This window comes from Paenibacillus terreus, assembly GCF_042138595.1.
Classification (GTDB): Bacteria; Bacillota; Bacilli; order Paenibacillales; family Paenibacillaceae; genus Paenibacillus; species Paenibacillus terreus.
Genome location: NZ_JBHIRX010000002.1, coordinates 166,123 through 192,601 on the forward strand (window position 1 = coordinate 166,123; position 26,479 = coordinate 192,601).

The following is a 26,479-nucleotide window of genomic DNA, read 5'->3' on the forward strand; positions in this document are numbered from 1 at the left end:
ATATTGGGGTAGCTTGCACAGATGCTGTGTCTTAGGCTTACTCTTCACGTTTGACCGGACTTGGAGACCCTGCACCGCGCGGGTGCTCTTCACCAAGCAGGCCTGTATCGATCTTTTGGGCAAGGGCTGACGCCGCAGGCTCACGGGAGGTACTGTCCGCTTGTTCGATTAATTGTGTGGTGGCCGTGCCCACATTCTCCAATTCATCGTCAGGAATGTAGCTTTCGTCTTCTGTCGGGGCCAGCTTTTTATAGCGCTCATAAGCCATATCTGCCTGAGTCATGGGATCTTTATACATAGACTTTATCTCCTTCCTTGGCATTAAGCATGCTGCAGGAGCTTTTTAGACCGTCTTTAAAACAATGGAAATACGTATTTGACCAGAAAATAAAGAAATCCGAAAAAGATAATGATATATGCCGCGTATTTGATGAGCGTAGAAGCCACGCGGCTTGAATCCGAATGTTTGCTTACTTCCGTACGTTCCACTTCCACATTGCGATTGTGATCAATCATGATTGAACCCTCCTTGTAGACTTGTTAAATGACTGAGTAAAGCGGGTCTTGACAACTTATAAACCGTCTATCCCCGCATGCATCGATTACTCATCTCCGTCAAAGCCGTTTAACAAATCGGTACCATGAATGAAATCTGGCGGAGCAGACGGATCGACAGGGCTGTCAGGAGCGATTACATCGGCATCAGGGACATTCTCCAAAGCCTGATCCGGTCCTGCAGTGAGATTCTCCCAATTGTTTTCCGCATTTTGCAGGGAAGGCTCGAAATCAGGCGTGGCAAAGCCACCTGTCTCATTGGCTGTACCGGTAACGGGACCAAGCGGCCTGGGATAATCTTTGTTGGTTTCCTCCATACTGAATCAGCTCCTTAAATGTTGTGCTGTACTGGACAGCCCTTTACTCCGACCTTACCCACTGGCCGGGCGTACTAAACTTGTATAGCTATTTTGTGTGGCTTTGCCGGACTCTATTCTTGCTGGCGGAAAGGCTGAGTTATGATATGATGAAGACCGGTGGAGGAGGTAAGAACAATGGAATGGTTGACACTTCCCAATATGCTCGCCCGCATCCGGATCGGAGAGAAGGCTTCTACACCGGGGTTCGGCCGCACTGTCGTCCGTCGACCTGATGGGCTTTACTGGTGCGGGGGGGTACTCGACGGTAAAATTGTCGAAATTCGCGATTATCTGTTCTCGGATATCTGGACTCTATATGAGGATGAGGAAAGCCTGCAATGGGTCGAATTCAGGGAACGAGCGGAGCGCAGCGAGCGGGAAATGATTGAAAATCAGTATGATGATGTTCAAACGAACACGAGAAACAGAGAATTTTAGCGGACGAATCTTACAAGAAGGTATGAAGGTCCTATTCATAGAATTAGTTAAAGTATGGAAATGGAATAAAAGCTGGTAACCCAAAATTATGTTTGAGGTGCTTTACATATGAAATACATACCCAGAATAGCGGCGGTCTTCTGGATTCTGTTGGTGGTGGCAGCCGCAGCAGGCTCCCCTGCTTCCGCCGCCATGCCGGTGTCGAATGTTCAGACCATAACCAAATGGGATATGCTGTGGGACGGAGTACCGGAGGAAGGAAGCATTCCAGAGCCGCCTCCGGATAAAGAAGAGTGGGAGCCGGTAGGATCTAATGAGATGGCAGGCAACAAGCCGCCAGGCTCCTCTTCTGCGTGGATCCGTATGGTTCTTCCGCAGCTGGCGGCTGAGACACCGGCCATACTGCTGGAGAACATATACGGCAAGCATGTCATCATCTATAAGGACGGGATTATTGTATATGAATCCTTTCAGTCCTATAATTATGAACAAAATAAAATACTGCTGCCGTTGGACCGTGAGGACAGCGGGAAAAGGCTGTATATTTGGGCTGACAGCCGCCTGGAACGGTTGGGAATCAGCGGTGGAGTGATTGTCGGGGAGCAGCGTGATCTGCTGGGCATCATGATTCGCAAGGACGTATTTGATATTATCCTGGGAAGTTCGTTTATTTTAATAGCACTGACACTCGCGATTTGTTCTATTTTCCTATACAAACCTAACCGCTCTGTAATGTTGTCTCTCTCTGCCGTTATTCTGTCGGTAGGATTACTGATTGTAATTTATCCCCCTTTTTTGTTTACGTTTTACAGAGAATACGCGGAGTTGTATTTGCTGCTTTTTGACATGGCCTTGTTTTTGCTGCCGCCGTCCTTGGCTTTGTTTTTCGAGCAAATTCTGGGGAAAATCCTTTATATCCGCCGTTTTCGAAAATGGCTTACGTTTTATTCCATTGCCTGCTTCGTGCTCATGATCGTAAATTGGCTGACAATGGATCGTTACTATCAGCTATATTACTGGATAAGCGTTATTTTGTTTGGACTGCAGCTGATGGTGCTCTTAATTTTGCTGATGGTGGCCAGCCTGAAGAGAGCCTGGAAGGGAGACCGTGATGCGATTATTTTATCAGTGGGTTGTGCCTGCTTTGCAGCCCTTTCCGTCAGCGAGCTGTTATGGTTCTATATCCGCCAGGGTCACTACAATCTGTTTTTGTGGAAGTGGGGAGTCGTCGGCTTTGTCATTTCGCTGGCTTCGATTCTCGCCAGAAGGCTTGCGGAGAATCACCGGCAGGTTGTGCAGTACTCACAGGAACTGGAAATGTTCAATAATGAATTGCAGCGGTCGGAGAAGATGGAGATTATCAGTGATCTGGCCGCTTCGGTGGCGCACGAGGTGCGAAATCCGCTCCAGGTTACAAGAGGATTTCTGCAGCTGATCAGCGGCAAGGAGGAGGGCAAGAACAAGGACTATCTGCAGATCGCACTAGAAGAGCTGGACAGAGCGTCCAACATCATTACCGATTTCCTTACCTTTGCCAAACCGGAATTTGAGCACACCAAAGTTTTACATATTGACGAAGAATTCAGGCATATCGAAGGCATTATCAGCCCGATGGCCAACCTGCAGGGCGGCAAAATAACCATGGATATACCGGAGGGCCTCGCCACTAAAGGGAATTCATCCAAATTCAAGCAGGCTTTTATCAATATTATCAAGAACAGTATTGAAGCTTTGGGAGATGAAGGCCAGATTCATATCCGTGCCTATAGGTCGGGGGATGAGGTTTACATCCATATCCGCGATAATGGTGAAGGGATGGACGCCCAGACGCTGACTAGGCTTGGAGAGCCTTATTTCTCTAATAAAACAAAAGGGACGGGCCTTGGCATGATGGTTACCTTCCGGATCATAGAGGCCATGGATGGACGGATTACATTTACGAGCGCGAAGGGAATAGGTACGGAAGCAACCGTCCGTTTTCCCGCCGCGAGCTCCAACTCTGCTCCCGAGTCATGATCCATAGGCTGTCTTTAGCATAATAAACATCAAACAGGGTACTCCCTGGCTTTGGCGGCAGGGGAGTACCCTGTTTTGGTATTACAGTATTTTTCTGGGGATTACCACACGCCTTCTGGTTTATTTGCGGCTGGAATCATCCGGGCAGGAGCAGGCGGAATAACCAGGTACAACTGGTCAGGAGTTTCCTGTACAGTTTTCAGTTGGATATGGTCGGGAATAACGATGCCGAGCAGTTCGCGGATCGCGGCTTTGGGGTCTTCCATCAGCTTTTCACGGAAAGCCTGATCCTCCCATGCTTTTTGAATGAGCTGGTTTTGTGCGGTTAGTTCTACAGACATTCTTATCATCCTTTCCCCTAGAAATGGTTTGGTGAAGCGGTCAGGAAGTACCGCCCCCCTGGTCTAACATGTAATGGAGTCCTCCGCGCAGCAGACGCTGTTTTTCCCTCGCAATGTAAGCAGCAGCCTGAACCAGATCATCCGCTACGCCAACGGCAAAGCTTACAAGACCGGTGATAACCGGCTTCTGTTCGCTAAGGCCGCGCGCCAGATCGGTCGCAATGGCAGCATAACGGCTCAATACGTTGCGGGTATAAACAGCTCCCTCAATCTCCTCTGCACGGATTCCCTGCATATACCCGACACCTTGTTCGGCGCTGATAAAGGATAGAAGACAGTTGTAGCTGCCTTCTTCCATATCCTCTCTCCAGTCCGCCCAGTCATCGGACATTTGCAGTACCAGCAGGGCCTGATCTGTCATCTCAGTGACTGCCGGAATGTGATGCTCCTGCCGGGAAAGCAGAAGTGCCCCGGTACCTGCCAGCTTAAGCGGGCTTGCCTTGCCGGAGATGCGGGACGGATTGTCCTGAAAATCGTCCTCGTGCCCCTCATTTGTTACGCTCGCTGCCCATTCACCGACATAGAGCCTGTAGTAATCCCAGATCGGAGAGTCGGCCGGAAAAAGTCCGCGGTAAATGTCCATGCTTTCGGCCAGAAACAATTGGGCGAGGGCGAGACGGCTTTTCCAGTCGCCGGGACCCGTATCCATCACATCATCCTGCAGCAGGAAGGATAACATGAGATATACGTTGCCCAGAGACAACCGGCGCACCGTTTCAGGCTGCAATCCGGCAATCTCATTGACCCAAAACGGGAGCAAATAACAGATATAATTGCGTGTGCTATTCTCCAGCAGAGGATTGAATAGTGCTTCATATTCCTGCCCCATCGTATTCAAAGGGGCGGGGAACAGGGAAATCCGCTTTTCCGCTTCGGCAAAAACCTGCTCAAGCTCATGCCTGTACCTTGTGAACCATTCCATTTCCCCACCATCCGCATAACATCATTTTTTTTCCTCATTTCTGGTTGTTATTAGCATCTTAATCCTTGTCCCGCCTGACTGCAAGAGCTTGTTTTCGTCAAAACCGCATATTATTCACGGGCAACTCCCATAATAAGACAAATGAAGGAGAGAAACTGCTCAATATTTGACAGAGTATCAAAGAAATTACGGGGGAATACAGCAAAAATAATGGAAGGATGCGAAAAAAGAATGAACAAATATTTGCACATATGTGGAACGATGAGTATGGCAGCTCTTTTGCTGTGCGCCGCTCCAATGATGCAGATTCATGCTTCGGAGGTACATCCGCCCCAAGATGTCCGCAAGGAAAAAACTGCGCCGGAAGTAAAGACGGGGCCGGGGGAAAAAAACGTCCCTGAGCACAAGGGATCGCACTGGTATTTCATGAACGAAGTTGCCAAGGTGCTGGGCATCACTCCACAGGAGCTGTCCGCTGAAATGGAGAAGGGGAGTACGTTGGCAGAAATCGCGAAGAAGCGTCAAGGCTGGTCGGAAGAACAGCTCGTTGCCAAGCTGGTGCCCATGCTCAACGCCCGTGTGGACGAGCTTGTCAAACAAGGGCAGCTGACGGCTGATGAAGCCAAGGCCCGTAAGGCACTTGGGGCAGCCTGGGTGAAACAGGCGGTGAACAAACCCCTGCGGGAGCTGCACAGCTTTCACAGACCATGGTCAAGGGGCTGGAGGGTAGGAGTCGACCGTGCCGCGGTGGCCCGCATCCTGAATTTGACAGCAGCGCAGCTGGAGACGGAGCTCCGCAAAGGAAATTCCATTGCCGAGATTGCGCAGAAGCGGGGTATTGGCGAGGAGGAGCTGCTTCGCAAGCTGAAGGAAGAAATGACAGGAGACCTCAAGCGGATGATCAATCGTAAAGCGCCGATCACCTTTGAACGAACTCCGTCCAATGCACGGAAGACAGTGGCGGAGTAACAATAACAAGTAGAAATCGCCAATCTTCTGCGATTTCTGATTTTGAAAAAAAAGGTCGAGACCAGGCGATTTGTGCCTGTTCCCGACCTTTTACTCTTCATGCCCTAATGCCATGTAAGGGGGAAAGAGGGAATATTAGTGAAAATGTAAATCCAAGTGCGGATACTCGCTTTTGCCTCGAATGAACGATCAATCCGGTACATTTCTTCGCTAACGGTTGTCATCGCGCTTATTCGGCCGAGTAAATCAAGGTTTCTTTTATAACGGTTGCATGCTCGCCTATTTACGCGAAACAGCCCCATTACCTGCGAAAAAACGAAAATAGGCTCGCCGGTAACCGTTACATCTTGCAACCCCCCGTTTTTACTTAAATAGCGTCGCTCACGTCCGTTAGAGTTAGCCGTTAGAGTTTTCGCGCTTTAAAATGCACTTGCACCTGCTCCCAGGCAAGTACCGATTTCGGGTCATGAGTCCTTTTTGTACTTTAAGGCTGCTTACTGTCGTTTCGCCCTTATGGAACAACCACAATATACACTTATCCACCTATTAGTTCAGGTCAGAGGCGGTTCTTTCCCGCAAGGGCTGTGACTTCCCGCCGGATGAAGCATCTTTTCTTCTCCGCTGCCCGCTTGCGCCGACGATCCAGTGTCCTCCAGGCAGTAAGGACAGCAGTCTGCTCAATGCCAGCGCTGCGCAGGCAACGATGACAAAGCTGGCCCCGGCTGCAGCCAAATGCAGGTTCTGCAGGGGGAAGCTGCGGGTAAAATAGGCGACTCCATACAGCAGCAGCGCATGGCACAGGTAAGCGCCGAATGAATATTTGCCCATCCAGGCCAGCATTCTGCGGAATCTGCCGGGCACGGCTGCGGAGTGGGGCCGGAGCAGCAGCCCATACAGCAGCAGCATCTGCGATAGGATCAGCAAGAAGGTGCTCGGCTTGAGGTAGGTGGATATATTCAGGTTTATGGCGTCTCCTGACTGCTGGAGCAGCATGTAACCCATCATCGTAAAAAGCAGCAGGAAAACGACTGCGTTCCATGGCAGCGCCCGACGTGCGAACTCCCGCCATGACCGGATCATGCTCGCGCATACTGCCCCAAGCACAAAGTAAAAGAAATACATCACAAAAATATACGTCCGGTGCTCAAGCAAAAACTGCAGTAGACGCGGCAGTCCGGATTGCCAGCCGGACATATCATAATACGACCAATGCATAAGGACGGCGTAAGCCGCTCCGGCCACACCCAGCATAATGCCAGTCCGTACAGCGTTCCCCGTACCGTTCTCTGTCAGGAAGAAAGGTTTGACTCGGCTCCATGCCCGTCCCAATAAAGGAAACAGAATGTAGAACTGAAAAATCATCACTACAAACCAGAGATGATAGCCGCTGACGGGAATGACCATTTCACGCAGCAGGCTCTGCCACCAGCCCGGAGCGGTCAGCGGGATTTCCGACCAGCTTCGGGCCACAATCCAGTAGATTGCCGTCCAGATCATAAAGGGAACATAGATATCCCCGAATCTTTTGCCGAGCAAGCGTGCATCTTCCGCAGCCGGGCGGCTTTTAAAGTTATAAAATAATAGAGCTGCCGACAGAAATACGTAGGTTGGCGTGCCAAAGCGGGTTAAATGATAAATGATGCCCAGCATAACAGAGTCCGGTCTCTCGATGTCCGGCCTGTAAATGTATTCACCGATAGAGTGCTGAAGGACAATCGCCAGAAACGCCAGTCCGCGCAGCTCTGTCCATTCATCAATACGCGGCTTGCTTAACGTTTTTTCCAATTTCGTTGCCCCTTTGCTTATTGTTGTAGCCTGGCTCACGATCTGCATGTCCATTGTAACCCCTCAAGATTAAGTCCCGATTAATTTTTTTCACCAGACTGGCAGGGATGCTAAACAGCTGGTTCACAATGGAAGTGAATCCGTTTACAATTTATTTCGGAAGCAGATAAAGAAAAAGCATTACTTTCGGCTGAGGGAGGGGCAGGATCGTTTCATGAAAAAGACACTGCTGGTTTATGTGCTGATCATTGCGGCATTTGTGCTGTACCTGTTCCGCTACGCGGCAGAAGGACGAGAGAAAGGCGCCTGGGAGGACCAGGGGCTGCACGGGGATATCGGCGAGACTTATGTGATGATTACATTTCAGTCGGGGATGGAATATTGGAAAAGCATTCTGAAAGGTTATGAGGACGCGGCGGATGCGCTGGGCGTATCCATTGAATACCGCGGGGCGACACGCTACGATGCCCAGGAGCAGCGGCTTGTCCTGGAGCAGGCGATCGCACGAAAGCCGGCAGGCATTGCAGTATCGGCCATAGATCCCTATTCGCTTCTGCCAACCATCAACAAGGCGGTCGAGGCGGGAATTCCCATTGTGCTGTTTGACTCTGGATCCCCGGGAAGCAAGGCCTACTCCTTCCTGGGAACGGACAACTATAATGCGGGTGTCACCGCCGCCGACAAAATGGCCCAGCTGCTGGGAAGGGAAGGAAGCGTCGGCATTATAACGATTAACGGCCAGCAGAATCATGAGGAGCGGACGCAGGGCTTCAAGGATACGATTAATGACCGCTATCCGGGCATGAAAGTCGTTGCCACGGCGGACGGCCGCGGCGATCAGGTGAATGCGCGTGAAGCGGCAGCGCAAATGCTGCAGAAATATCCCGATTTGTCAGGAATATTTGTCACCGATGCGGCAAGCGGGGCAGGGACGGGGGAAGCGGTTCTCGGGGCGAAGCGTGTCGGCTCAGTCAAGATCGTAAGCTTTGATACGAATAAAGCGACGCTGGACATGATTCAGGACGGCACCATCTCGGCCAGCATTGGGCAGGGCACCTGGAATATGGGCTACTGGTCCCTGCAATATCTCTTCCATCTGCATCATGGATTGACCGTTCCCGCGCCATCTTCATCCGGACAGAATACACCGCTTCCAGTCAGGGTGGATACGGGCATATCCGTGATCACCAAAGCGAATGTGGATGATTACTATGCCAAATGACAAATGGACTGACAGGCTGGCGGTCATGAGAAGAAGCGGCTGGCGCAGCCTTAGGGATATGCCGCTTCGCTACAAGCTGATCGTGCTTTTTCTCATGATTGGTATCGTTCCATCCCTTGGCCTGGGGCTGCTGGTGAACTGGACCGTGGAGCGCATTGTCGAGCGTCAGGTCGAGGAGCATACGATGCAGCTGATCGGCAAAGTCAACGAAACGCTGGACAGCCGGATGGAAAATTTGCAAAATATGACGTATCTGATCGGATTTCAGCCCCGGGTGGCCGGGTTTATGGAAGGCATGACGGCCGCGGACGGTTACACGGGGAAAGAATCTGCAGCCCGCAAAAAGTGGGCCGAGCGGCAGAACGCTGGAGCGGAAAGCAGCGATGATGTCTATGAAATCAAGCAGTTTTTGCAGGGCTTCACCACGCTGTATCCGGAAATCGCGGGCATCATGCTGGTGAATGAACACGGGGATTACATCAGCAATGAAATGTACGCCAAGGGAACACAGAGCCTGGCAAGCGAAACCTGGTACACCCAGGCAGCGAATAATGAAGGGATATTTACAATCATTGGACATCCGGCTGGCCGCAGCATTATTTCCCATGTCAGCTATAAGGACAATGAAATCATATCCGTCGCCCGTTCTTATACGGACCCGGAAACAGGCAAGGTGCTGGGAGTCATCCTGATCGACCTGAAGCTGCGCGCCATATCACACGCGGCCCGGGATGTAACGCTGGGCAAGACGGGATATCTGATGGTGACTGACAGGGAGGGCAGCAGTATATACATGCCGGAGCGTCCACTGATCAGACATATTCCGCCGGAAGCTTTTGGTACCGGGGACAGCGGCTCTTTTACAAGAACGGTTGATGGACAAAAGCTGCTCTTTATGTACCGTTCATCCTCCTTCACCGGGTGGCGCACAGTTGGCGTCTTTCCGGCGCTGGAAGGCACGATGGAGGTGCGGCAAATTCAGTTTTATGTCTTCTGCTTCCTGTTCGCGGTCTGTCTGATCGGCATCAGCGCGTCCCTTACGCTGTCCCGCTCGATCGCAGATCCGATCCGGCAGCTGATGGCTCGCATGCGTCATGCCGAATCGGGGGATCTAACGATCCGCAATCACAGCGACAGGGGAGACGAAATCGGCATGCTGGAAAGAAGCTTCAACCGCATGCTGACGCAAATCCACAGGCTGATGTCCTTGAACGAGCTGAAGGAGCGGCAGAAGCGGGAGGCGGAGCTCAGGAGCCTGCAGGCGCATATCAAGCCCCATTTTTTATACAATACTTTAGATACGATTCATTGGATGGCCAGGAAAAAAGGGGCGGAGGATGTCGCGGAAATGGTGGAGGCCCTGTCCCGGCTGTTCCGCATCGGTTTGAGCAAGGGCGAAGATATAATTCGTGTCCAGGAGGAAATGGAGCATATCGAGAGCTATCTGCGCATCCAAAAAACGAGATACCGCGACAGGCTCACCTGCGAACTGGACATTGCGGATGAGATCGGAAGCTTGTATGTATTGAAGCTGCTGCTGCAGCCGATTGTGGAAAACGCCATCTATCATGGCATCAAGGCGCGGCGCGGACCCGGGGTAATCCGGATCGAAGCCAAAGCCGCCAATGGCAGGCTGCTGCTGGCCGTCACCGACAATGGGGCAGGCATGCCGGAGGAGCGGCTGAGGGAGCTTGAAGGCATGCTGGAGAATCCGCTGCGGGCGATTGAAGGACAGGAGGAGGGACACGGGGGCAGAAGCTATGGCATGCTGAATGTGCAGGCCCGCATCCGTCTGGCCTTCGGGGATGAATATGGCATCCGGCTTGAGAGCGAGCCAGGCCAGGGCACCAGGGTAACGATTGTCCATCCCCTTTTGCATGAGAATGTGTCGAAAAATGGTGCAGGGAGGGATCAGAATGACAGCGGGGTATCAAGTGGTGATCGCTGATGATGAACCGATTATCCGGGAAGGAATACGCGATACCGTCGACTGGGAGGAGCTTGGCATGACTGTGGCCGGTGAAGCGGAGGATGGGGAGGAGGCTTTTGAGCTGGCACTGGAAAAAGCCGTTGATATCATGCTGGTGGACATGAATATGCCCTTCATGGACGGCATTGAATTGATTCGGCGTCTGCGCGCTGAACGGCCGGGATGCCGCTTTGTCGTCATTTCGGGGCATGATGAATTCGCGTTTGCCCAGCAGGCGCTGCGGCTGGGGGTGGAGGATTACCTGCTGAAGCCCGTCGATCCGAAGCAGCTTCACAGCGTGCTCTCCCGGGTTGCTCGCGAGCTGGATGAAGAGCGGCAGCATGATCATTATCTCAAGCTGGCTTCCGAACAGATTGACCGCAATATCCCGCTGCTGCGGCAGCGCTTCTGCCAGGAATGGATGGAGGGGCTTGTAGGCGGGGAAGAAGCGGCAGAGAGGCTGGACTTTCTGCGGCTGCCCCGCACGTTTCCCGCACAGATCGGCGTCGTGCGCTGGCCTGCCGTGGCGGCGCGTGAATCGCTCATGAAGGAGAACGACAGACAGCTCTTCCTGTTTGCCTCCGAAAATATCGCTTCGGAGCTGCTGTCTCCTCTGCAGCATGTCATTTTCCATGATCAGACGGGGCTGATCGGCATTTGCCTATGGGAGGAAGCACCGGAAGGAACCGGGGCGTTGATTGAAAAAGAGATTGGCAGATATCTGAATATCGCGGTGCAGGCCTGCTTTACAGAGGTAAGCGGCGGTATGTCCTCCATTCCGGAAGTGTACCGCAGCTGCCGGGAGCAGGTGTACGGGGAGGCACGATTGTCACCGCTTGTCCGGCGAGCGCGCCAGCTGATCGAGGAGCGTTATGCCGATCCTGAATTAACGCTGGAGGGTATGGCATCTCAGCTGCAGGTCTCGCCGGTGTACCTGAGCAGGGTGCTGAAAAAGGAGCTGAACACCTCATTTGTCGGTCTGGTCACCGGTGCACGGATCGCCAAGGCGGTGCGGCTGCTGGATTCGACAAACCTGCCGGTGCATGAAATCGCCCTGCTGGCGGGTTATGACAGTCAGCATTACTTCAGCACGGCGTTCAAAAAAAGAATGGGCGTATCACCAAATCAGTACCGTAAGGGATCGGCGGTAAAATAACCGTGAAACAGGGGCGACGTAACAGTCGTCCTTTTTGTTGTGCCAGGAATGAACCTGTTAACCTTTTGAGGAGCAAGAAAAGTTAAAAAATTATAAAAAAGGTTGCTTTGCTGCAAAGACCGTGCGGAAAGGCGGTGTTAAGATTAAACAGAGAATTTTATGAAAGCGTTATCTTTTTGTGAAACGAAGTGCATTTTGCTGTCCAGGTCAGTATCAAGAAAGGAGAGTTCCATATGAAAAAAGGGGCTGTTGTGCTGCTCGCACTCCTGCTGGCTGTCGTTTGCTCCGCCTGCAATCTGGCGGAAAGCAGTGCGGGAGATAAAGAGAAAGGTTATATCGGCATCGCGATGCCGACCAAATCCTCCGAGCGTTGGGTAGCCGACGGGGAAAACATGGTGCGCCTGTTCCAGGAGCAGGGCTATAAAACCGATTTGCAATACGCCGAGGATGTTGTCGAAAACCAGATTGCCCAGATCGAGAACATGATCACCAAGGGTGTAGATGTGATCGTGGTGGCTTCCATTGACGGCAACACGCTGACAGATGTGATCAAGAAGGCGCATGACCAGGGAATCGCCATTATTTCGTATGACCGTCTCATTCGTAATACCGAGTATTTGAATTATTACGCGACCTTCGACAATTTCAAGGTAGGCCAGCTTCAGGGCTCCTATATCGAGGCAAAGCTCGGGCTGAAGGAAGGCAAGGGCCCCTTCAACATTGAGCTGTTCGGCGGCTCGCCGGATGACAATAACGCCTATTTTTTCTTTAACGGCGCCATGTCCGTCCTGCAGCCCTACATCGATTCAGGCAAGCTGGTCGTAAGAAGCAAGCAGATGACGATGGCACAGATTGCGACGCTGCGCTGGGACGGTGCGCTGGCTCAGTCGCGGATGGACAATTTGCTGAGCGCTTATTATTCGTCGGAGCATCTTGACGCGGTGCTGTCTCCGTACGATGGCATCAGTATCGGGATTATTTCCTCCCTGAAGGGTGTCGGTTACGGAACGGAGAGCAAGCCTCTGCCGGTGATCACCGGGCAGGATGCGGAGCTCGCGTCCATCAAATCGATTGTGGCCGGAGAGCAGACCATGACGGTATTCAAGGATACGCGCAAGCTGGCCGAGCAAACGGTCAAGATGGCGAACAGCATTCTGAAGGGTGAAAAAGCGGAGGTCAACGACACCACCTCATACGACAACGGGAAAATGGTCGTTCCCGCCTATCTGCTGGACCCGGTCTCCGTAGACAGGACCAATGTGGAAAAAGATATTGTGGGGTCCGGATACTACACCGCGGAGGAAATCGGGCTTTAATGGCAGGGAAACGGCTGAACGGAGCAGCACAATTGGTTTCATGAAGGGAGCGATGACGGAATGTCCGGAACGATTCTGGAAATGAGAAATATTACGAAGACCTTTCCCGGCGTAAAGGCGCTGGAGAATGTCAATCTGAAGGTCAAAGCGGGAGAAATTCATTCTCTCTGCGGAGAGAATGGAGCGGGCAAGTCCACGCTGATGAAGGTGCTGAGCGGCGTGTACCCCCACGGGACGTATGAGGGCGATATCCTGTTCGAGGGCAAGACATGCGAATTCAAAACGATCAAGGACAGCGAAGAGCTGGGCATCGTCATCATCCACCAGGAGCTGGCATTGATTCCATACCTGTCGATTGCGGAAAATATTTTCCTCGGTAATGAACGTGCCAGCCGCGGCATTATCAATTGGCATGAGACACAGGTCCGGACAAGGGAGCTGCTGGCCAAGGTCGGTCTGAACGAAAATCCGAATACGCTGGTCACCAATATCGGTGTCGGCAAGCAGCAGCTGGTGGAAATTGCGAAAGCGCTGTCCAAAAGGGTAAAGCTGCTGATTTTGGATGAGCCGACGGCCGCCCTGAATGAAGATGACAGTGAAAATCTGCTGAACCTGATGCTTGAATTCAAAAAGCAGGGCATCTCCTGCATTCTGATTTCGCACAAGCTGAACGAGGTGGCCAAGGTGTCCGACTCCATCACGATTCTGCGCGATGGCAAAACGATTGAGACGATGGACATGAAGCAGGATGAGGTGACCGAAGACCGGATCATCAGCGGCATGGTAGGCCGTGATCTGACGCACCGTTACCCTGAACGCGTCCCTAAGATTGGGGACGTGATCCTTGAGGTCAAGGATTGGACGGTATACCACGAGCATCATGCGGACCGCAAGGTGCTGGATCGGGTGAACATGAACATCCGTAAAGGTGAAATTGTCGGCATTGCGGGGCTGATGGGAGCGGGGCGCACAGAGCTGGCCATGAGCATTTTCGGCAAATCGTACGGCAGGAATATCAGCGGGACGCTCCTGAAGGAGGGCAAGGAGATCCGCAACCATACGATTAACGAGGCCATCGCCAACGGTTTTGCCTACGTGACGGAGGACCGCAAGGAGTACGGGCTCATTCTGATGGATGATATCAAGCGCAATATTTCTCTGACCGGTCTTGCCAAGCTTGCAAACGGTTTGGTGGTCAACGAGCGTGAAGAGGTTCTGGTGGCTGAGGATATGCGCAAAAGAATGAACATCAAGGCGCCGAGCATTTTGCAGAAAACGGGCAATCTCAGCGGCGGCAACCAGCAAAAGGTCGTGCTGGGCAAGTGGATTTTCGCCGATCCGGATATTCTCATCCTGGATGAGCCGACACGGGGCATTGACGTCGGGGCCAAATTTGAAATCTACACGATCATTCACAAGCTGGCCGCCGAGGGCAAAGGGGTGCTGGTCATCTCCTCCGAGCTTCCGGAGGTGCTGGGCTTGGCCGACCGGATCTATGTCATGAACGCCGGACGAATCACCGGTGAAGTCAGCCGGGAAGAGGCGTCGCAGGAAGTATTGATGAGATATATGACCAAGTCGGGAGGGGTATAAGCATGGAAAACATATCGAAAATGTTCAAAGGCAATATCCGCCAGTACGGCATGATTATCGCGCTTGTCGTCATCATGCTCCTGTTTGAAATCCTTACTGGCGGGCTGCTGCTGCAGCCGATTAATATTACAAACCTGATTTTGCAAAACAGCTATATTCTCGTGCTGGCCATTGGCATGGTGCTTGTCATCATCACGGGGCATATCGATCTGTCCGTCGGTTCTATTGCCGCTTTTGTCGGCGCAATTTCGGCCATCATGATGGTCGATATGCAGCTTCCGACATGGCTCGCAGTGATCGCATCGTTGATCATCGGGGGACTGGTCGGTGCATGGCAGGGCTTCTGGGTCGCCTATGTGCGCATTCCCGCCTTTATCGTAACACTGGCAGGCATGCTGCTGTTCCGCGGATTGACGATGATCGTGCTGGAAGGGCAGTCCATCTCTCCTTTCCCTGGCGGATTCCAGAAGATCAGCTCAGGCTTTATTCCGGGTTTCGGCGGATCGGGAATGAATATGGTAGCCATACTGGCGGGGATCGTGCTGACGATCTGGTACATCATCAACGAGCTGCGTGACCGCAGGGCGCAGAGCAAGTATGGATTTGAGCTGTCACCGCAGGGGCTGTTCCTTCTGAAGCTGGTGGTTGTGGCTGCGATCATTAACGCGTTTACCGTTGTACTTGCCAGCTATTCGGGAATTCCGAATATCCTTGTATTACTCTTTATTCTGATTGTGGTATACTCCTTCGTGATGAACCGGACGATTATGGGACGTCATATTTATGCCCTCGGCGGCAGCGAAAAAGCGGCAGGCTTATCCGGTGTCAAAACGAAAAAAGTCACCTTCTGGGTGTTTGTGAACATGGGCGTCCTGTCCGCCGTCTCCGGTCTGATCTTCGCGGCCCGTCTGAATGCGGCAACACCACGGGCTGGCACCAACTTTGAACTGGATGCCATCGCGGCATGCTTCATTGGCGGGGCTTCAGCCTCGGGCGGGATCGGTACCGTGTTCGGCGCCATCATCGGCGGTCTCGTTATGGGCGTGCTGAACAACGGGATGTCGCTGATCGGTCTCGGCATCGACTGGCAGCAGGGCATTAAAGGGCTTGTGCTGCTGCTGGCTGTGGCATTTGATATTTACAACAAGAATAAAAGGTCTGTATAGTCTTTCTGCTTGCTTCATAATCTCCAGCTCTGATAGGCATGGCAGCTGGTGCAAGGTGAAACAAACGGCAAGTCCGCACTCCTTGGGGAGAGCGGGCTTGCCGTTTGTTGTATTCTGGCTCATTTGACGATGAGCTTATGAATGTAACTGGATTGTACACAATTAAGGAGCTGTTTTCACTCCTACTCTGCCTGTTCTGGTAAAAAAGCTTTATGCTACTCTGCGCTGCCAGCTTCCTTGGCGTGACGGTACAGGTCCGCATAATATCCGTCCAGGGCCATCAGCGTTTCATGCGTGCCCTGCTCGGCGATTTGCCCGTCCTTCATGGCGATGATGCAGTCTGCATGCATAACCGTGGACAGGCGGTGGGCGATGACGATGGTAGTGCGTCCTGAGGAAACCGTCTGCAGAGCCTGCTGCACCAGCTGTTCAGTATGAGAATCCAGATTGGCGGTCGCTTCGTCCAGAATCAGTATTTTCGGTTCAAAGACGACGATCCGGGCAAAGGAGATCAGCTGCCGTTCCCCGGCGGACAGTCCGCTTCCGCGTTCGGACAGCAGGGTATCATAGCCTTCCGGAAGGCGCTCGATCATCGGGTGGGCTCCGACAAAACGGCAGGCTTCCATGACCCGCTCGCGGGAAATGTCCTGCCGGAACAGCCGTACATTGTCGATGATGGAGCCGGAGAACAGGAACGGCTCCTGCTGAATCAGTCCGACCATCCTGTGCAGGAGCTCCTGCGGGATAGTGCGGATATCGCAGCCGTCGATCCGAATGCTGCCTGAAGATACATCATAGAAGCGATTGAGCAGGCTGATTAATGTGCTCTTGCCGGCTCCTGTCGCGCCAACGACACCAATCATTTGTCCGGGCGCGATGTGCAGGTTGAGATGGGCGATGACCGGCACATCAGGATTATAACCGAAGCTGACATCTTCAAAATCGATCCGTCCCTTCACATCCTCCGGCTGCAGAGAGGCAGTCTTCTCCGGATGGGGATCGCGGACATCAGGCTCCGTCGATAGTATGCGCCAGATTCGCTCCATGGAGACAGTTGTGGACTGAAGGGTATTCCACTGCGATGTAATCTGGTTAATCGGCTGGAAGAACTGCCGGATGTAGCTGATAAATGCGTACAGCACGCCGAATTGAATGGCGCCGTCCAGCACGGCTTTGCCGCCAAGCCAGACGATGAGCGCCAGCGCAGCGTTGCCGAGGATGTCAAACGTTCTGTTAAACAGTACGTTCGAGCGGACCTGCTTAATGTTGGCGGCCAGATAATCCCGGTTCTGCTCGTCAAAACGCCGGATTTGCTCCTTCTCCTGCCGGAAGGCCTGAATCAGGAACATGCCCGCCAGATTCTCGGCCGTGAAGGCGATCAGGCGGGACAAGCGGCTGCGGGCCTGCTGGTAGGTTCTCCGCAGGTAGGTGCGGAAGGAGACGGCGATAATGCCGACGACGGGCAGGATCAACAGCGCGTACCAGGCCAGCATAGGGTCCAACCTGAACATAAAATAAATAATAAGCACCAGCATCATGCCGTCACGGATAAGACTGAGCAGCACCTGGGTGAAGAACTGGCTGATCGTCTCCGTGTCACTGGAGACATTGGTTACGAGACTGCCGATATGAAACCGGTCGAAGAAGGACATGGACAAGCGGGAAATATGGCCGAACAGATCCTTGCGGATACGGGCCACAATGCTTTGCCCCACATACTGCAGCAGATTGTTCTGCAAATAAGTGAAAGCAAAGCTGACGGCTGCCAGCACGAAATACACAAGGCTGATGCCGACAAGAAAGCCGATATCATTCCGTCCGGCTGCCAGATGATCATCAATGACGATTTTTACGAGATACGGCTGCAGGAGGTCGGCGGAAATTCCGAGCAATGAGCACAGCGCGATGGCAGTGAAGGTCCAGGCATGGGGGCGGGCGTAGCTTAAAATGGCACGAAACGCACTCGCTCTGCCGTCCGCCGGTCTCCCGGGTTCATGACCTGTTGACACGGTACTGGTCTGCTCCATCCTGTAATCCCTCCTCCTGCAGTTTATGCATGGCTGCGTAAATTCCTTGCCGTGCAAGGAGCTCGGCATGTGTACCTGATTCCGCCATTCTTCCTTCCTCAAGCACGATAATATGATCCGCATGCATGACCGCACTGATACGGTGTGAGACGATCAGTGTTGTCTTTCCTTTGCGCATTTTGCGCAGGCTTGCGAGGATGCCCTTCTCCGTTACGGCATCCACGGCGCTCATGCTGTCATCCAGAATAAGCAGCGATGAATTCTTGATCAGGCCGCGAGCAAGGCTCGTACGCTGCCTCTGCCCGCCGGACAGGGTGACGCCGCGTTCGCCGAGCCGTGTCTCGAAGCGGTCGGGAAAGCGGATGATGTTGTCATAAATCATCGCCTGTCTGGCCCCTTCCTCGATATGGCCCATGGGCGCGGAACGATCACTGAACGCGATATTGTCGCGGATCGTGGTGCTGAACAGGAAGCCGTCCTGCGGCACATAAGCAATGGCGGAGCGGAGACTGTCAAGCGTGTACGCATGAATGTCTTTGCCATTGATCCATACGCTTCCCTCAGGCGGGTCGTAAATGCGCAGCAGCAAATGGATAAGCGTACTCTTTCCGCTGCCGGTCCTGCCAACAATGCCGAGAGTCTGTCCCTCGCGGATCAGCAGGTTCAGATCCTTGAGTGCCGGCTGGCTGCTGCCTGGATAAGTGAAGGTCAACCCGCGCAGCGCAATATCATGGACGGAAGAAAGGGCTGCGGCTTGATCGCGGTCACTGACGTCGGGAATTTCCGCCATCAGCCTGTTCACTCTTTCCAGAGAGGCGCCTGAGCGCTGCATCATATTAATGACGTTGCCGATCTGCTGCAGCGGTCCCGCAATGATGCGCAAATACAGAGTAAGTGCCACGAAGCTGCCAAGTGTAGCGCTGCCGCGCATGACCATGATGCCCCCTATCAGCAGCGAAATGACGAGCGAGACAGAGCCCAGAAACGGAAGCATGGCCTGAAACAGAGAGGACATCCGCACAAGCTTCAGCTGCTTTTCCGTGATGTCATCCACCTTTGCTCCAAAACGCGCACGTGCGATGTCTTCGACGGCGAACGTTTTGGATACCCGTATCCCGCCAAGCTGCTCCTCGGCCGCTTCCGTCATGGCCGCAATAGATTCCTGCACACGGCTGGACCGCTTGCGGATGCGCGGACCGAAATAGACAACGAGAAAAGGGATCAGAAGCAGCGGACCCGCACTGATGCAGATCAGCAGGGGAGGTATTCCGCTCGCCAGCATCATCACGACACAGGAGAGCAGCAAAAAAACGGCGTTTGTCGTCTGGGTGATCCCGTTTGAAATGGCTTCCCGCACATAGGTCACGTCATTCATGACATAGCTGAGCAGCTTGCCGTTGCCCTGCTTGGCATAATACTGCACACCAAGCTCGGAAAATTTGCCGAACAGTTTGTCACGTGTAAAAAATTCAAACCGTCTGCCCAGTTTCATAATGGTGTATTGCCCCAGCGCAAACAGCACATTGTAGGATACGGCAACGGCGACCAGCAGCAGACTGTAGCGGATCACATCCTGCATGGTGAGCAGTTCCTGCTGAAGACGGTCCGTAAACCGCCCAAGCAGCAGCGGAAGCAGGGCCTGATCGATATTGGAGGCGATGATGAGCAGAACGGCGGTCATGTATACCGCCCAATGCTTCCTGACATAATCTTTAAGTAGTTCCTTATCGTTCACAGGGGCTCGCTCCTTTCGGACGGGTAAACCCGCCAGGCAAGAAAAGGGCAGACGCTCCTCCTGACGCGCCGTGCCCTATCAAGCGAATATTTTCCGTTCTGTATACCATTACATATTCTTGCGAAAAAGAACGGACTTGTCAACGGCGGACTGTTTCCTTTTCCATGTTATGTGCGTAATAACTAGAATAGATTACATCTCTGAAAGAGGGGCAAGATTATGGAGCAGCAAACCGGGGGACCGGAAAGCCGGGAATATCTGCAGGATGAAATCAGGAAAATTGAGCAGTGGGAGAAGGAGCAGAAGGATGTGTTCTTCTGGGAAAAAATCGGGCGCATTCCGTTTATGCTGCTGGATAAAATTACGCCCAAGGCAATCAAGGACAAAATCGGCGCAGCATTGAATGAGCTGGGTAGCTTCGTGCAGAGCGGGGGCCAGTACCTTGTCAGCGAAAATGCGGTCCTTAAACAGGTGCAGAAGGCCGCCAAGAAGGAAGAGCCGCTGACGCTGGAGCGGGTCTCCGGGCTTCCGATAGCTGTTATGGACCAGAGTGCGGACGAGCTCGCTTCCGGACGGATCACCTTTGCCACAGCGCAGGGAGCGACTACAGGCATCGGCGGTATTTTTACATTAGCCGCAGATATTCCGCTTGTGCTCGGATTGTCGCTGAAGGTGCTGCAGGAGACGGCTATTTGCTACGGCTTCGACCCGAAAGACAAGCGCGAGCGTGTGTTCATTATCAAATGCCTTCAGTTTGCTTCCTCCGACATTGTTGGAAAGAAGGCGGTGCTGGAGGAACTGGCCCGCTACGATGAGCCAAGGGACGGCGAAGATCAGATTGCTGCGCAAATTCAGGGCTGGCGGGAGGTTGTAACCAGCTATATGGACAATTTCGGCTGGAAAAAGCTGTTTCAGCTCGTGCCTGTTGCCGGTATGCTGTTCGGTTCGCTCATTAACCGCAGCGCCATTGGCGATGTGGCGGAGGCAGGCAAAATGCTGTACAAAAAGCGCCGCATTCTGCAGAGGCTTGCGGAGGAGGAGACCGCCGGCCCCTAATCAGCAGAAAAAGGCCAAGAACAGAGAATAATCTGCCTCTATTCTTGGCCTTGTTGCACAAGCAGGAACGCAAGATTTCCTGCGATTTTTTTTCGTAGAAGTTATGCACGACGCAGCGGAGAGGGCAACAGCGATTGCAGGAATGGTTCGTTCCCGGAGCGTCTGCTCTTATACCTCTGCACCATTTTCCTCGGCCCAGCGGTTCAACTGCTTGTCGGATGGCAGCAGGAAGCTTAATACGCCAAGCAGGGGAAGGAAGCCGCACAGCATCATGACATTCTCGATGCCCGCCTTGTCAATCCAGTTCCCGAGCACAAGCGCGCCGACGCCGCCAAGGCCGAAGGCAAGCCCTGTAATGAGGCCGGAAATGGTGCCGATCTTGCCCGGAACGAGCATTTGGGCATATACGACCGTTACTGAGAAGCTGGACAGCATGATGAAACCGATCAGCGCGAGCAGCACACCGGTCCAGAACAGATTGGCATACGGCAGCAGCAGGGCCAGCGGCGCGGCGAGCGCCATCGACAGAAAGATCATGTTGCGTTTGCCGAAGCGGTCTGCCAGCGGACCGCCAAGGAAGGTGCCGACCGCACCCGCGCCGAGAAACATGAAAATGTAAACCATGGCTTTTTCCAGCGGCAGGTGGAACACCTGGATCATATAAAACGAATAATAGCTGCCAATCGAAGCGTTATACCATGAGCGTACGAACACGATCACAATGAGAACGACCAATGCAAACACGATACGGTTCTTGACGTCCGCTCTGAGCTTGTGTGGCTGTGCGTTCTTTTTGCGTTGGTACAGATCGGTCTGCAGCATGCGTCCGTACCAGCGGGCGATGAATAGCTGTACGAGGATGCCTGCACCGGCAACCACGGTGAACCAGATGGCTCCGAACTGCCCCAAAGGAACAAACACAAGGCTCGTCAGCAGCGGGGCGAGCGATTGCCCGGCATTGCCACCAACCTGAAAAATGGACTGGGCGAGACCCCGGCGCGGCCCGGCAGCCATATGAGAGACTCGTGAGCCTTCAGGGTGAAATGCTGCAGAGCCGAGTCCGACGAAGACAACCGCGAGCAGCACGGCCGAATAATCCTGTGCAAAGGCAAGGAGCAGCATACCTGTCAGGGTAAAGCCCATACCGATGGGCAGCAGGGAAGGGGTGGGCCTTTTGTCCGAGAACAAGCCGACGACGGGCTGCATGATGGAAGCCGTAAAATTAATGGCAAAGGAAATCCAGCCAAGCTGGGTGTAGCTGAGCTTCATCGAGTCCGCCAATATCGGGAAGATCGCCGGGATTACGGACTGAATGGTGTCGTTAAAGAGATGCACGAGACTGATGGCCAGCAAAATGGCGAATACCGTGGCCTGCGGTTTCTGGCCGGGAATGGGCAGCGGGCTGCCGGCGCTTTTGACAGCAGTTTTCATTGACATGAGTACCTCCGGTTGTAACAGCGTCTTCAGCAGCGCTGATATGTATATTTTTAAAGATAACGCAGGGCTGTCATCCCGGCAACCCCCATTTACACAATTTGGAATAACTTATACGCTATATGAAAAACGTCTATCGACGTACATTCACAGAAGACAGACCGCTTTTAGCGGAAGTTTTTCTTGCGATGATAGAATTGTTCAGCTCCGCTGAAAATTTAAAAATTCTATCATCTTAAAATAAATAAGGAGGCGGGTGATGCCCGCCTCCATGCAAATTATCGGTTGTCGACCTTTTCCGGATACAGATCGTGGTTGAACAGCCGCTGCTGTGCCATTTCCTCGTACTTGGTGCCTGGACGCCCGTAGTTGCAGTAGGGATCGATGGAAATACCGCCGCGCGGCGTGAATTTGCCCCATACCTCAATATAGCGGGGATCCATCAGCTTGATCAGATCGTTCATGATGATATTGACACAGTCCTCGTGAAAATCACCATGATTGCGGAAGCTGAACAGATACAGCTTCAGCGATTTGCTCTCCACCATTTTGATATCCGGAATATAGCTGATATAGATGGTCGCAAAATCCGGCTGCCCCGTAATCGGGCACAGGCTTGTAAACTCAGGACAGTTGAATTTCACAAAATAATCGCGGTAAGGATGCTTGTTATCAAAGCTTTCCAGAATGTCCGGATCGTATTCGAACTTGTATTTGGTTCCCTGATTGCCAAGAAGCGTAATGTCCTGCATTTCCTCTCGTTCTCTGCCTGCCATGATTTATCTCCTTTATAATAAAATGTTATAGAGGTAGTTCCAAAAGTCATCTTTTGATCACGAAGGAAGTCAGGAAGCGAACTCGACATCGAATCTTGAATTCAGCCGGGCCTTCCGGGGCTCACGTACCCCAAGTACGCTCCGCTCCTCAGTCCCTAGCTTCATCCAACCTTCTCGGTGCTGAAAACCTGACTTTTTGAACACGCATTTATATGCCGTTAAACGCCTCGTTTATTGCCCCAGACCAAGGTGTGCAGCTGTGGAAGCACACGCACGTTGTTCAATCGGTCATCCTCCATGACCTGGTTAATCAGCCATTCATAACGTGCCAGCAGCGAGGCGGCCTGACCTTCCGTATCGAGCGAATGCACATCAGGATTTCCTGTCTGCAAATACAATTCCTGATCCGGATAACGCTCATGAACAGAGCGGGCGTATTCCAGGTCTGTATCATCAAAAATAACAACCTTCAGGCTGACGGCATACGGATGCGGGCGCACGGAAAGCCGGTGTACCATTTCGTCCAGCACATCCCAGTGTGTGTTCATACCTGAGCTGGGCGGCTTCGGGGAAATGGTGACTTCATCGATATCCAGCAGCCAATCCTGCCAGCGTGAGCCCTGTGTCTCTACGGCGGTAGTGATGCCCTGGCCATGCAGCAGCTCCACCAATGCGGCGAGCTGCGTCAGCAGGGCCGGGTTGCCGCCGGAAATGGTCACATGCGAGAAACGGCTGCTACCAAGGTCTTGCAGCTCCTTCCAGATATCTTCCGCGTTCAGACGGCGAATCTGGTCCTGGGCGCTCCCATCCCAGGTAAAGGAGGAATCACACCAGGAGCAGCGGTAATCGCAGCCGGCGGTTCGGACGAACATCGTTTTGCGGCCGATGACCATGCCTTCGCCCTGGACGGTAGGACCGAATATCTCCAGCACAGGGATGGCTGCGGCCGTACTAGCTACACTGCTACTCATCCAGCATCCACTCCCGTCTCGCTTCCGCGTAGCTCGTCGGCGTTTCATACAGCCGCACGAACTCGGTACGACCGCCCTGTACGCGTTCCTTGTATTCGGGGGAGGAAAGGGCGGTGTCCATCTGTTCAAACAGCCATACGACCATATTTTCCGCCGTCGTGTTCATTGGAGGCAGCGTCTCGTTCAAATACTGGTGGTCAAGATAGATTTCAATCCGTTCCTTCCAGATGGCTTTAAGGTCTGCAAAATCAAGCACAAGCCCCGTATCACGGGGATATCCGCTTACCCCGAACACAACCTTGTAGGTATGGCCGTGCAGATTTTTGCATTTGCCCTCATAGGCGTGCAGATGGTGGGCGGCATCAAAGGTGAATTCTTTGCTGACCATCACGCGTTTGCGGTGATAGCGAAGCTGCTCCGGCGAGATATCCTCACCGAACTTTTGCAGCCTGTCGACAATGCGAAAGGTGCCTGGCTCATGCATGAGCAGGCCCTCCTTTGCCGGCAGTGTCCCGTTCGGCCAGGTACTGTTCCAGACCGGCTCTGCGCAGCTTGCAGGCAGGGCATTCGCCGCAGCCGTCTCCCTGAATGCCGTTATAACAGGTGAGCGTGCGGGATCTGACAAAATCAAAGGCCCCCAGCTCATCGGCCATCCGCCATGTTTCCGCCTTGTTCAGCCACATCAGCGGGGTGTGAATGACAAACTGGTAATCCATCGACAAATTCAGCGTTACATTCAGCGATTTGATGAATACGTCCCGGCAGTCGGGATAACCGCTGAAATCGGTCTCGCAGACACCTGTAATCAAGTGGCGGGCGCCCTTTTGTTTAGCCAGAATGGCGGCAAAGCTGAGGAATAACAGATTGCGTCCATCCACAAAGGTGCTTGGCAGCTCTCCCTCTTTCTGGGTGATCCCGATCTCGCTCCGTGTAAGGGCGTTCGGAGCCAGCTGGTTCAGCAGGCTCATGTCGAGCACGGTTTGGGAGATACCCAAATCGCGGGCAATATCGGCAGCCACTTCAATTTCCAGCTTGTGGCGCTGGCCGTAATCAAACGTCACGGCCTCAACCTCGGCAAATTGCTCCTTCGCCCAGAACAGGCAGGTCGTGCTGTCCTGGCCGCCGCTGAAAACGACAACAGCTTTTTCATTTTTAAGCATAAAAAAAACCTCCATCTTCTTAAAATTGTACAGAGCCGCCGGCTCTGCCTCAGGGAAGAAAGAGAGTTCTTGAACTGACATCTAACAAAAAACAGGCCTTGCCGGAAATGGCGCACCATCCGGGGCAAAGCAACCTTAGTTTTTTATAGAGGGAGTTCGCGAACCTCTCCCATGCAGGCGCATGGATTCTCTTCAATTCTGAACCTTTTGGATTCTGGTCCTAAAGGGCACAGGGGCTATTATATCATGAATACGGGATTTGTTCTATTTTATGAAAACACCGCCAAACGGAAGCGCCTCCCGCAAAAAGCGTTTGATCACGCCTTCGTCGTCCAGATCCTGCGCCAGCCGCCGATTATATTCACCTGCCTGAAACAGCACGGTGCCGTGGCCGGTCATTTTAAAATGGTAGTTCATATGCTGACTGGCCAGATTGTTGCCATATACAGTCAGCTCCAGGCTGGCGTTCTCCGGATAGGCGATGACGCTGCGGGCGTCGATATACAACGGCTCCGTGGGGTGCAGCACTTCCTGACAGACCACACCCTGGGTCAATAAGCCGATTTGCCCGCTTCCTGCAAATTTGATTTTAACGGCATCGCGGGTGAACAGCATATTTTTCATGCTCAGCACCTTGGTCTTCATGCGGATTCCGCTTGAGTAGCAAAAAAGATGCTTGAAATCATACAGCAGATCGCTTCCGTCTTCCAGAGTGATCATTTTGAGGGAGAAGCCTGGGGGAAGCGCCGCGGTGAAACGGCATGGTCCTGTAAAATCGCCCTGGATCAGCTTCCGTTTGCGGTAAATTCCCTTGATATTCATCAGCTTGTCGGAACGGCCGCTGCTTGGGCCCCGGTAAGCGATAATCTGCTGCGGATGCAGGACGTGAACGAGCTCCCGGTCCTCCAGAGTAAAGGTCACTGCTGTACCCGAGGAGCCGTCCTGGTATTCACCAGCCGTAATGTTCATAATCCGCACTTCCTTTCATGCTGTGCTGCTCATCAGACTTATAGCCGGTCGGATTTGCGTTTCATCATATATCGCATCAGTCTGATAAACACAAAATAACCGACCAGCAGGCCAAGTGAGGTCCAAAAGATGATTTTATTGCGGTGCAGGGCCGCTTCCCGCCGTTGTTGAAGCCGGGTCAGCTCAGTTACCGTTTCGGTCAGCTTGCGGTTTTGTTCCAGTAATTGTGCGTTTTGCTCCTGGTAGGACTTCAGATTTTCCTGGGCCTTCTTTAATTGCTCCTGGGTCTGCTGATAGCTTTCATGCAGCCGGTTAACCTCTTCGGGCAGATTGGAATACCGCTCCCATTCTTCCACAATACCGCTCCAGCTCGCTTGCGCGTTGTCCGGAAAGGTAAGCTGGGCACCTGCCAGCAGGGACGCAGCAAGAATGAATGGCGCCAGCCTGCGCCTGATGTGGATTTCCATCTACGCCCCTCCTTTAT

Annotated in this window: 25 protein-coding genes and 1 riboswitch; of the genes, 10 read left to right on the forward strand and 15 right to left on the reverse strand. The window is 52.9% G+C overall.

Features of this window, described 5'->3' with window-relative positions; translation table 11 throughout:
- Window positions 1-37: 37 nt before the first annotated feature.
- The 3 genes from ACE5KN_RS04975 to ACE5KN_RS04985 all read right to left on the reverse strand — a co-directional run bounded on the left by ACE5KN_RS04975 (window position 38) and on the right by ACE5KN_RS04985 (window position 872).
- Entirely contained in the window at window positions 38-298 is a 261-nt protein-coding gene (locus ACE5KN_RS04975; protein WP_375523311.1) for a hypothetical protein, read from the reverse strand.
- 56 nt (window positions 299-354) lie between these two features.
- On the reverse strand, window positions 355-516 hold the full coding sequence (locus tag ACE5KN_RS04980) for a hypothetical protein (RefSeq protein WP_375523310.1): 162 nt from the start codon (window positions 514-516) through the stop codon (window positions 355-357).
- An 86-nt stretch (window positions 517-602) separates the two neighbouring features.
- The gene (locus ACE5KN_RS04985; RefSeq protein ID WP_375523309.1) at window positions 603-872 is read right to left on the reverse strand and encodes a hypothetical protein; all 270 of its coding nucleotides are present in this window, start codon (window positions 870-872) and stop codon (window positions 603-605) included.
- Between the two features lie 177 nt (window positions 873-1,049).
- Between ACE5KN_RS04985 and ACE5KN_RS04990 the strand changes: the two genes are divergently transcribed.
- Entirely contained in the window at window positions 1,050-1,352 is a 303-nt protein-coding gene (locus tag ACE5KN_RS04990) for a hypothetical protein (protein ID WP_375523308.1), read from the forward strand.
- Window positions 1,353-1,460: 108 nt separating this feature from the next.
- Window positions 1,461-3,368 (forward strand): ATP-binding protein, encoded by a 1,908-nt coding sequence (locus tag ACE5KN_RS04995; protein WP_375523307.1) that lies wholly within the window; start codon window positions 1,461-1,463, stop codon window positions 3,366-3,368.
- A 101-nt stretch (window positions 3,369-3,469) separates the two neighbouring features.
- On the opposite strand, the gene ACE5KN_RS05000 is transcribed toward ACE5KN_RS04995, so the two are convergent.
- Window positions 3,470-3,709, reverse strand: a complete 240-nt coding sequence (locus tag ACE5KN_RS05000; protein WP_375523306.1) for an NHLP leader peptide family RiPP precursor — start codon at window positions 3,707-3,709, stop codon at window positions 3,470-3,472.
- Between the two features lie 40 nt (window positions 3,710-3,749).
- Complete coding sequence (locus ACE5KN_RS05005; protein ID WP_375523305.1) at window positions 3,750-4,691, reverse strand: hypothetical protein; 942 nt, start codon at window positions 4,689-4,691, stop codon at window positions 3,750-3,752.
- Window positions 4,692-4,922: 231 nt separating this feature from the next.
- Between ACE5KN_RS05005 and ACE5KN_RS05010 the strand changes: the two genes are divergently transcribed.
- Window positions 4,923-5,660: a hypothetical protein gene (locus ACE5KN_RS05010; RefSeq protein WP_375523304.1), complete on the forward strand. Its 738-nt coding sequence runs from the start codon at window positions 4,923-4,925 to the stop codon at window positions 5,658-5,660.
- Window positions 5,661-6,206: 546 nt separating this feature from the next.
- On the opposite strand, the gene ACE5KN_RS05015 is transcribed toward ACE5KN_RS05010, so the two are convergent.
- Window positions 6,207-7,493: an acyltransferase gene (locus ACE5KN_RS05015; protein ID WP_375523303.1), complete on the reverse strand. Its 1,287-nt coding sequence runs from the start codon at window positions 7,491-7,493 to the stop codon at window positions 6,207-6,209.
- A 166-nt stretch (window positions 7,494-7,659) separates the two neighbouring features.
- Between ACE5KN_RS05015 and ACE5KN_RS05020 the strand changes: the two genes are divergently transcribed.
- The 6 genes from ACE5KN_RS05020 (at window position 7,660) to mmsB (ending at window position 15,867) form a co-directional block, all read left to right on the forward strand.
- Entirely contained in the window at window positions 7,660-8,667 is a 1,008-nt protein-coding gene (locus ACE5KN_RS05020) for a substrate-binding domain-containing protein (protein WP_375523302.1), read from the forward strand.
- Window positions 8,657-10,615 carry a sensor histidine kinase gene (locus tag ACE5KN_RS05025; RefSeq protein ID WP_375523450.1) on the forward strand — a complete coding sequence of 653 codons (1,959 nt, stop codon included), beginning with the start codon at window positions 8,657-8,659 and terminating at the stop codon, window positions 10,613-10,615. The genes ACE5KN_RS05020 and ACE5KN_RS05025 overlap by 11 nt, the downstream gene beginning before the upstream one ends.
- Entirely contained in the window at window positions 10,584-11,792 is a 1,209-nt protein-coding gene (locus tag ACE5KN_RS05030) for a response regulator transcription factor (RefSeq protein ID WP_375523301.1), read from the forward strand. Before ACE5KN_RS05025 ends, ACE5KN_RS05030 begins: the two co-directional genes overlap by 32 nt.
- 233 nt (window positions 11,793-12,025) lie before the next feature.
- On the forward strand, window positions 12,026-13,108 hold the full coding sequence (gene chvE, locus ACE5KN_RS05035; RefSeq protein WP_375523300.1) for a multiple monosaccharide ABC transporter substrate-binding protein: 1,083 nt from the start codon (window positions 12,026-12,028) through the stop codon (window positions 13,106-13,108).
- Window positions 13,109-13,168: 60 nt separating this feature from the next.
- Window positions 13,169-14,701 (forward strand): multiple monosaccharide ABC transporter ATP-binding protein, encoded by a 1,533-nt coding sequence (gene mmsA / locus ACE5KN_RS05040; protein ID WP_375523299.1) that lies wholly within the window; start codon window positions 13,169-13,171, stop codon window positions 14,699-14,701.
- Between the two features lie 2 nt (window positions 14,702-14,703).
- Window positions 14,704-15,867, forward strand: coding sequence for a multiple monosaccharide ABC transporter permease (gene mmsB / locus ACE5KN_RS05045; RefSeq protein WP_375523298.1), 1,164 nt, complete (start codon window positions 14,704-14,706; stop codon window positions 15,865-15,867).
- Between the two features lie 215 nt (window positions 15,868-16,082).
- On the opposite strand, the gene ACE5KN_RS05050 is transcribed toward mmsB, so the two are convergent.
- Together ACE5KN_RS05050 and ACE5KN_RS05055 are read right to left on the reverse strand one after the other, a co-directional pair.
- Window positions 16,083-17,894 (reverse strand): ABC transporter ATP-binding protein, encoded by a 1,812-nt coding sequence (locus ACE5KN_RS05050; protein ID WP_375523297.1) that lies wholly within the window; start codon window positions 17,892-17,894, stop codon window positions 16,083-16,085.
- On the reverse strand, window positions 17,860-19,629 hold the full coding sequence (locus ACE5KN_RS05055; RefSeq protein ID WP_375523296.1) for an ABC transporter ATP-binding protein: 1,770 nt from the start codon (window positions 19,627-19,629) through the stop codon (window positions 17,860-17,862). Before ACE5KN_RS05055 ends, ACE5KN_RS05050 begins: the two co-directional genes overlap by 35 nt.
- Before the next feature lie 219 nt (window positions 19,630-19,848).
- On the opposite strand from ACE5KN_RS05055, the gene ACE5KN_RS05060 reads away from it, so the two are divergent.
- The gene (locus ACE5KN_RS05060; protein ID WP_375523295.1) at window positions 19,849-20,685 is read left to right on the forward strand and encodes an EcsC family protein; all 837 of its coding nucleotides are present in this window, start codon (window positions 19,849-19,851) and stop codon (window positions 20,683-20,685) included.
- 168 nt (window positions 20,686-20,853) lie between these two features.
- On the opposite strand, the gene ACE5KN_RS05065 is transcribed toward ACE5KN_RS05060, so the two are convergent.
- The 7 genes from ACE5KN_RS05065 to ACE5KN_RS05095 all read right to left on the reverse strand — a co-directional run bounded on the left by ACE5KN_RS05065 (window position 20,854) and on the right by ACE5KN_RS05095 (window position 26,462).
- Window positions 20,854-22,122: an MFS transporter gene (locus ACE5KN_RS05065; RefSeq protein WP_375523294.1), complete on the reverse strand. Its 1,269-nt coding sequence runs from the start codon at window positions 22,120-22,122 to the stop codon at window positions 20,854-20,856.
- A gap of 275 nt (window positions 22,123-22,397) precedes the next feature.
- A complete protein-coding gene (gene queF, locus ACE5KN_RS05070) occupies window positions 22,398-22,895 on the reverse strand; it encodes a preQ(1) synthase (RefSeq protein WP_375523293.1) in 498 nt (165 codons plus the stop codon).
- Window positions 22,896-23,113: 218 nt separating this feature from the next.
- Complete coding sequence (gene queE / locus ACE5KN_RS05075; RefSeq protein ID WP_375523292.1) at window positions 23,114-23,866, reverse strand: 7-carboxy-7-deazaguanine synthase QueE; 753 nt, start codon at window positions 23,864-23,866, stop codon at window positions 23,114-23,116.
- The gene (queD, locus tag ACE5KN_RS05080; RefSeq protein ID WP_375523291.1) at window positions 23,859-24,350 is read right to left on the reverse strand and encodes a 6-carboxytetrahydropterin synthase QueD; all 492 of its coding nucleotides are present in this window, start codon (window positions 24,348-24,350) and stop codon (window positions 23,859-23,861) included. Before queD ends, queE begins: the two co-directional genes overlap by 8 nt.
- Window positions 24,343-25,026 (reverse strand): 7-cyano-7-deazaguanine synthase QueC, encoded by a 684-nt coding sequence (queC, locus tag ACE5KN_RS05085; RefSeq protein ID WP_375523290.1) that lies wholly within the window; start codon window positions 25,024-25,026, stop codon window positions 24,343-24,345. The genes queD and queC overlap by 8 nt, the downstream gene beginning before the upstream one ends.
- Before the next feature lie 134 nt (window positions 25,027-25,160).
- Window positions 25,161-25,199: riboswitch (PreQ1 riboswitch) on the reverse strand.
- Window positions 25,200-25,290: 91 nt separating this feature from the next.
- Window positions 25,291-25,995: an AIM24 family protein gene (locus ACE5KN_RS05090; protein ID WP_375523289.1), complete on the reverse strand. Its 705-nt coding sequence runs from the start codon at window positions 25,993-25,995 to the stop codon at window positions 25,291-25,293.
- 38 nt (window positions 25,996-26,033) lie between these two features.
- Window positions 26,034-26,462 carry a hypothetical protein gene (locus ACE5KN_RS05095; protein WP_375523288.1) on the reverse strand — a complete coding sequence of 143 codons (429 nt, stop codon included), beginning with the start codon at window positions 26,460-26,462 and terminating at the stop codon, window positions 26,034-26,036.
- Window positions 26,463-26,479 lie beyond the last annotated feature (17 nt).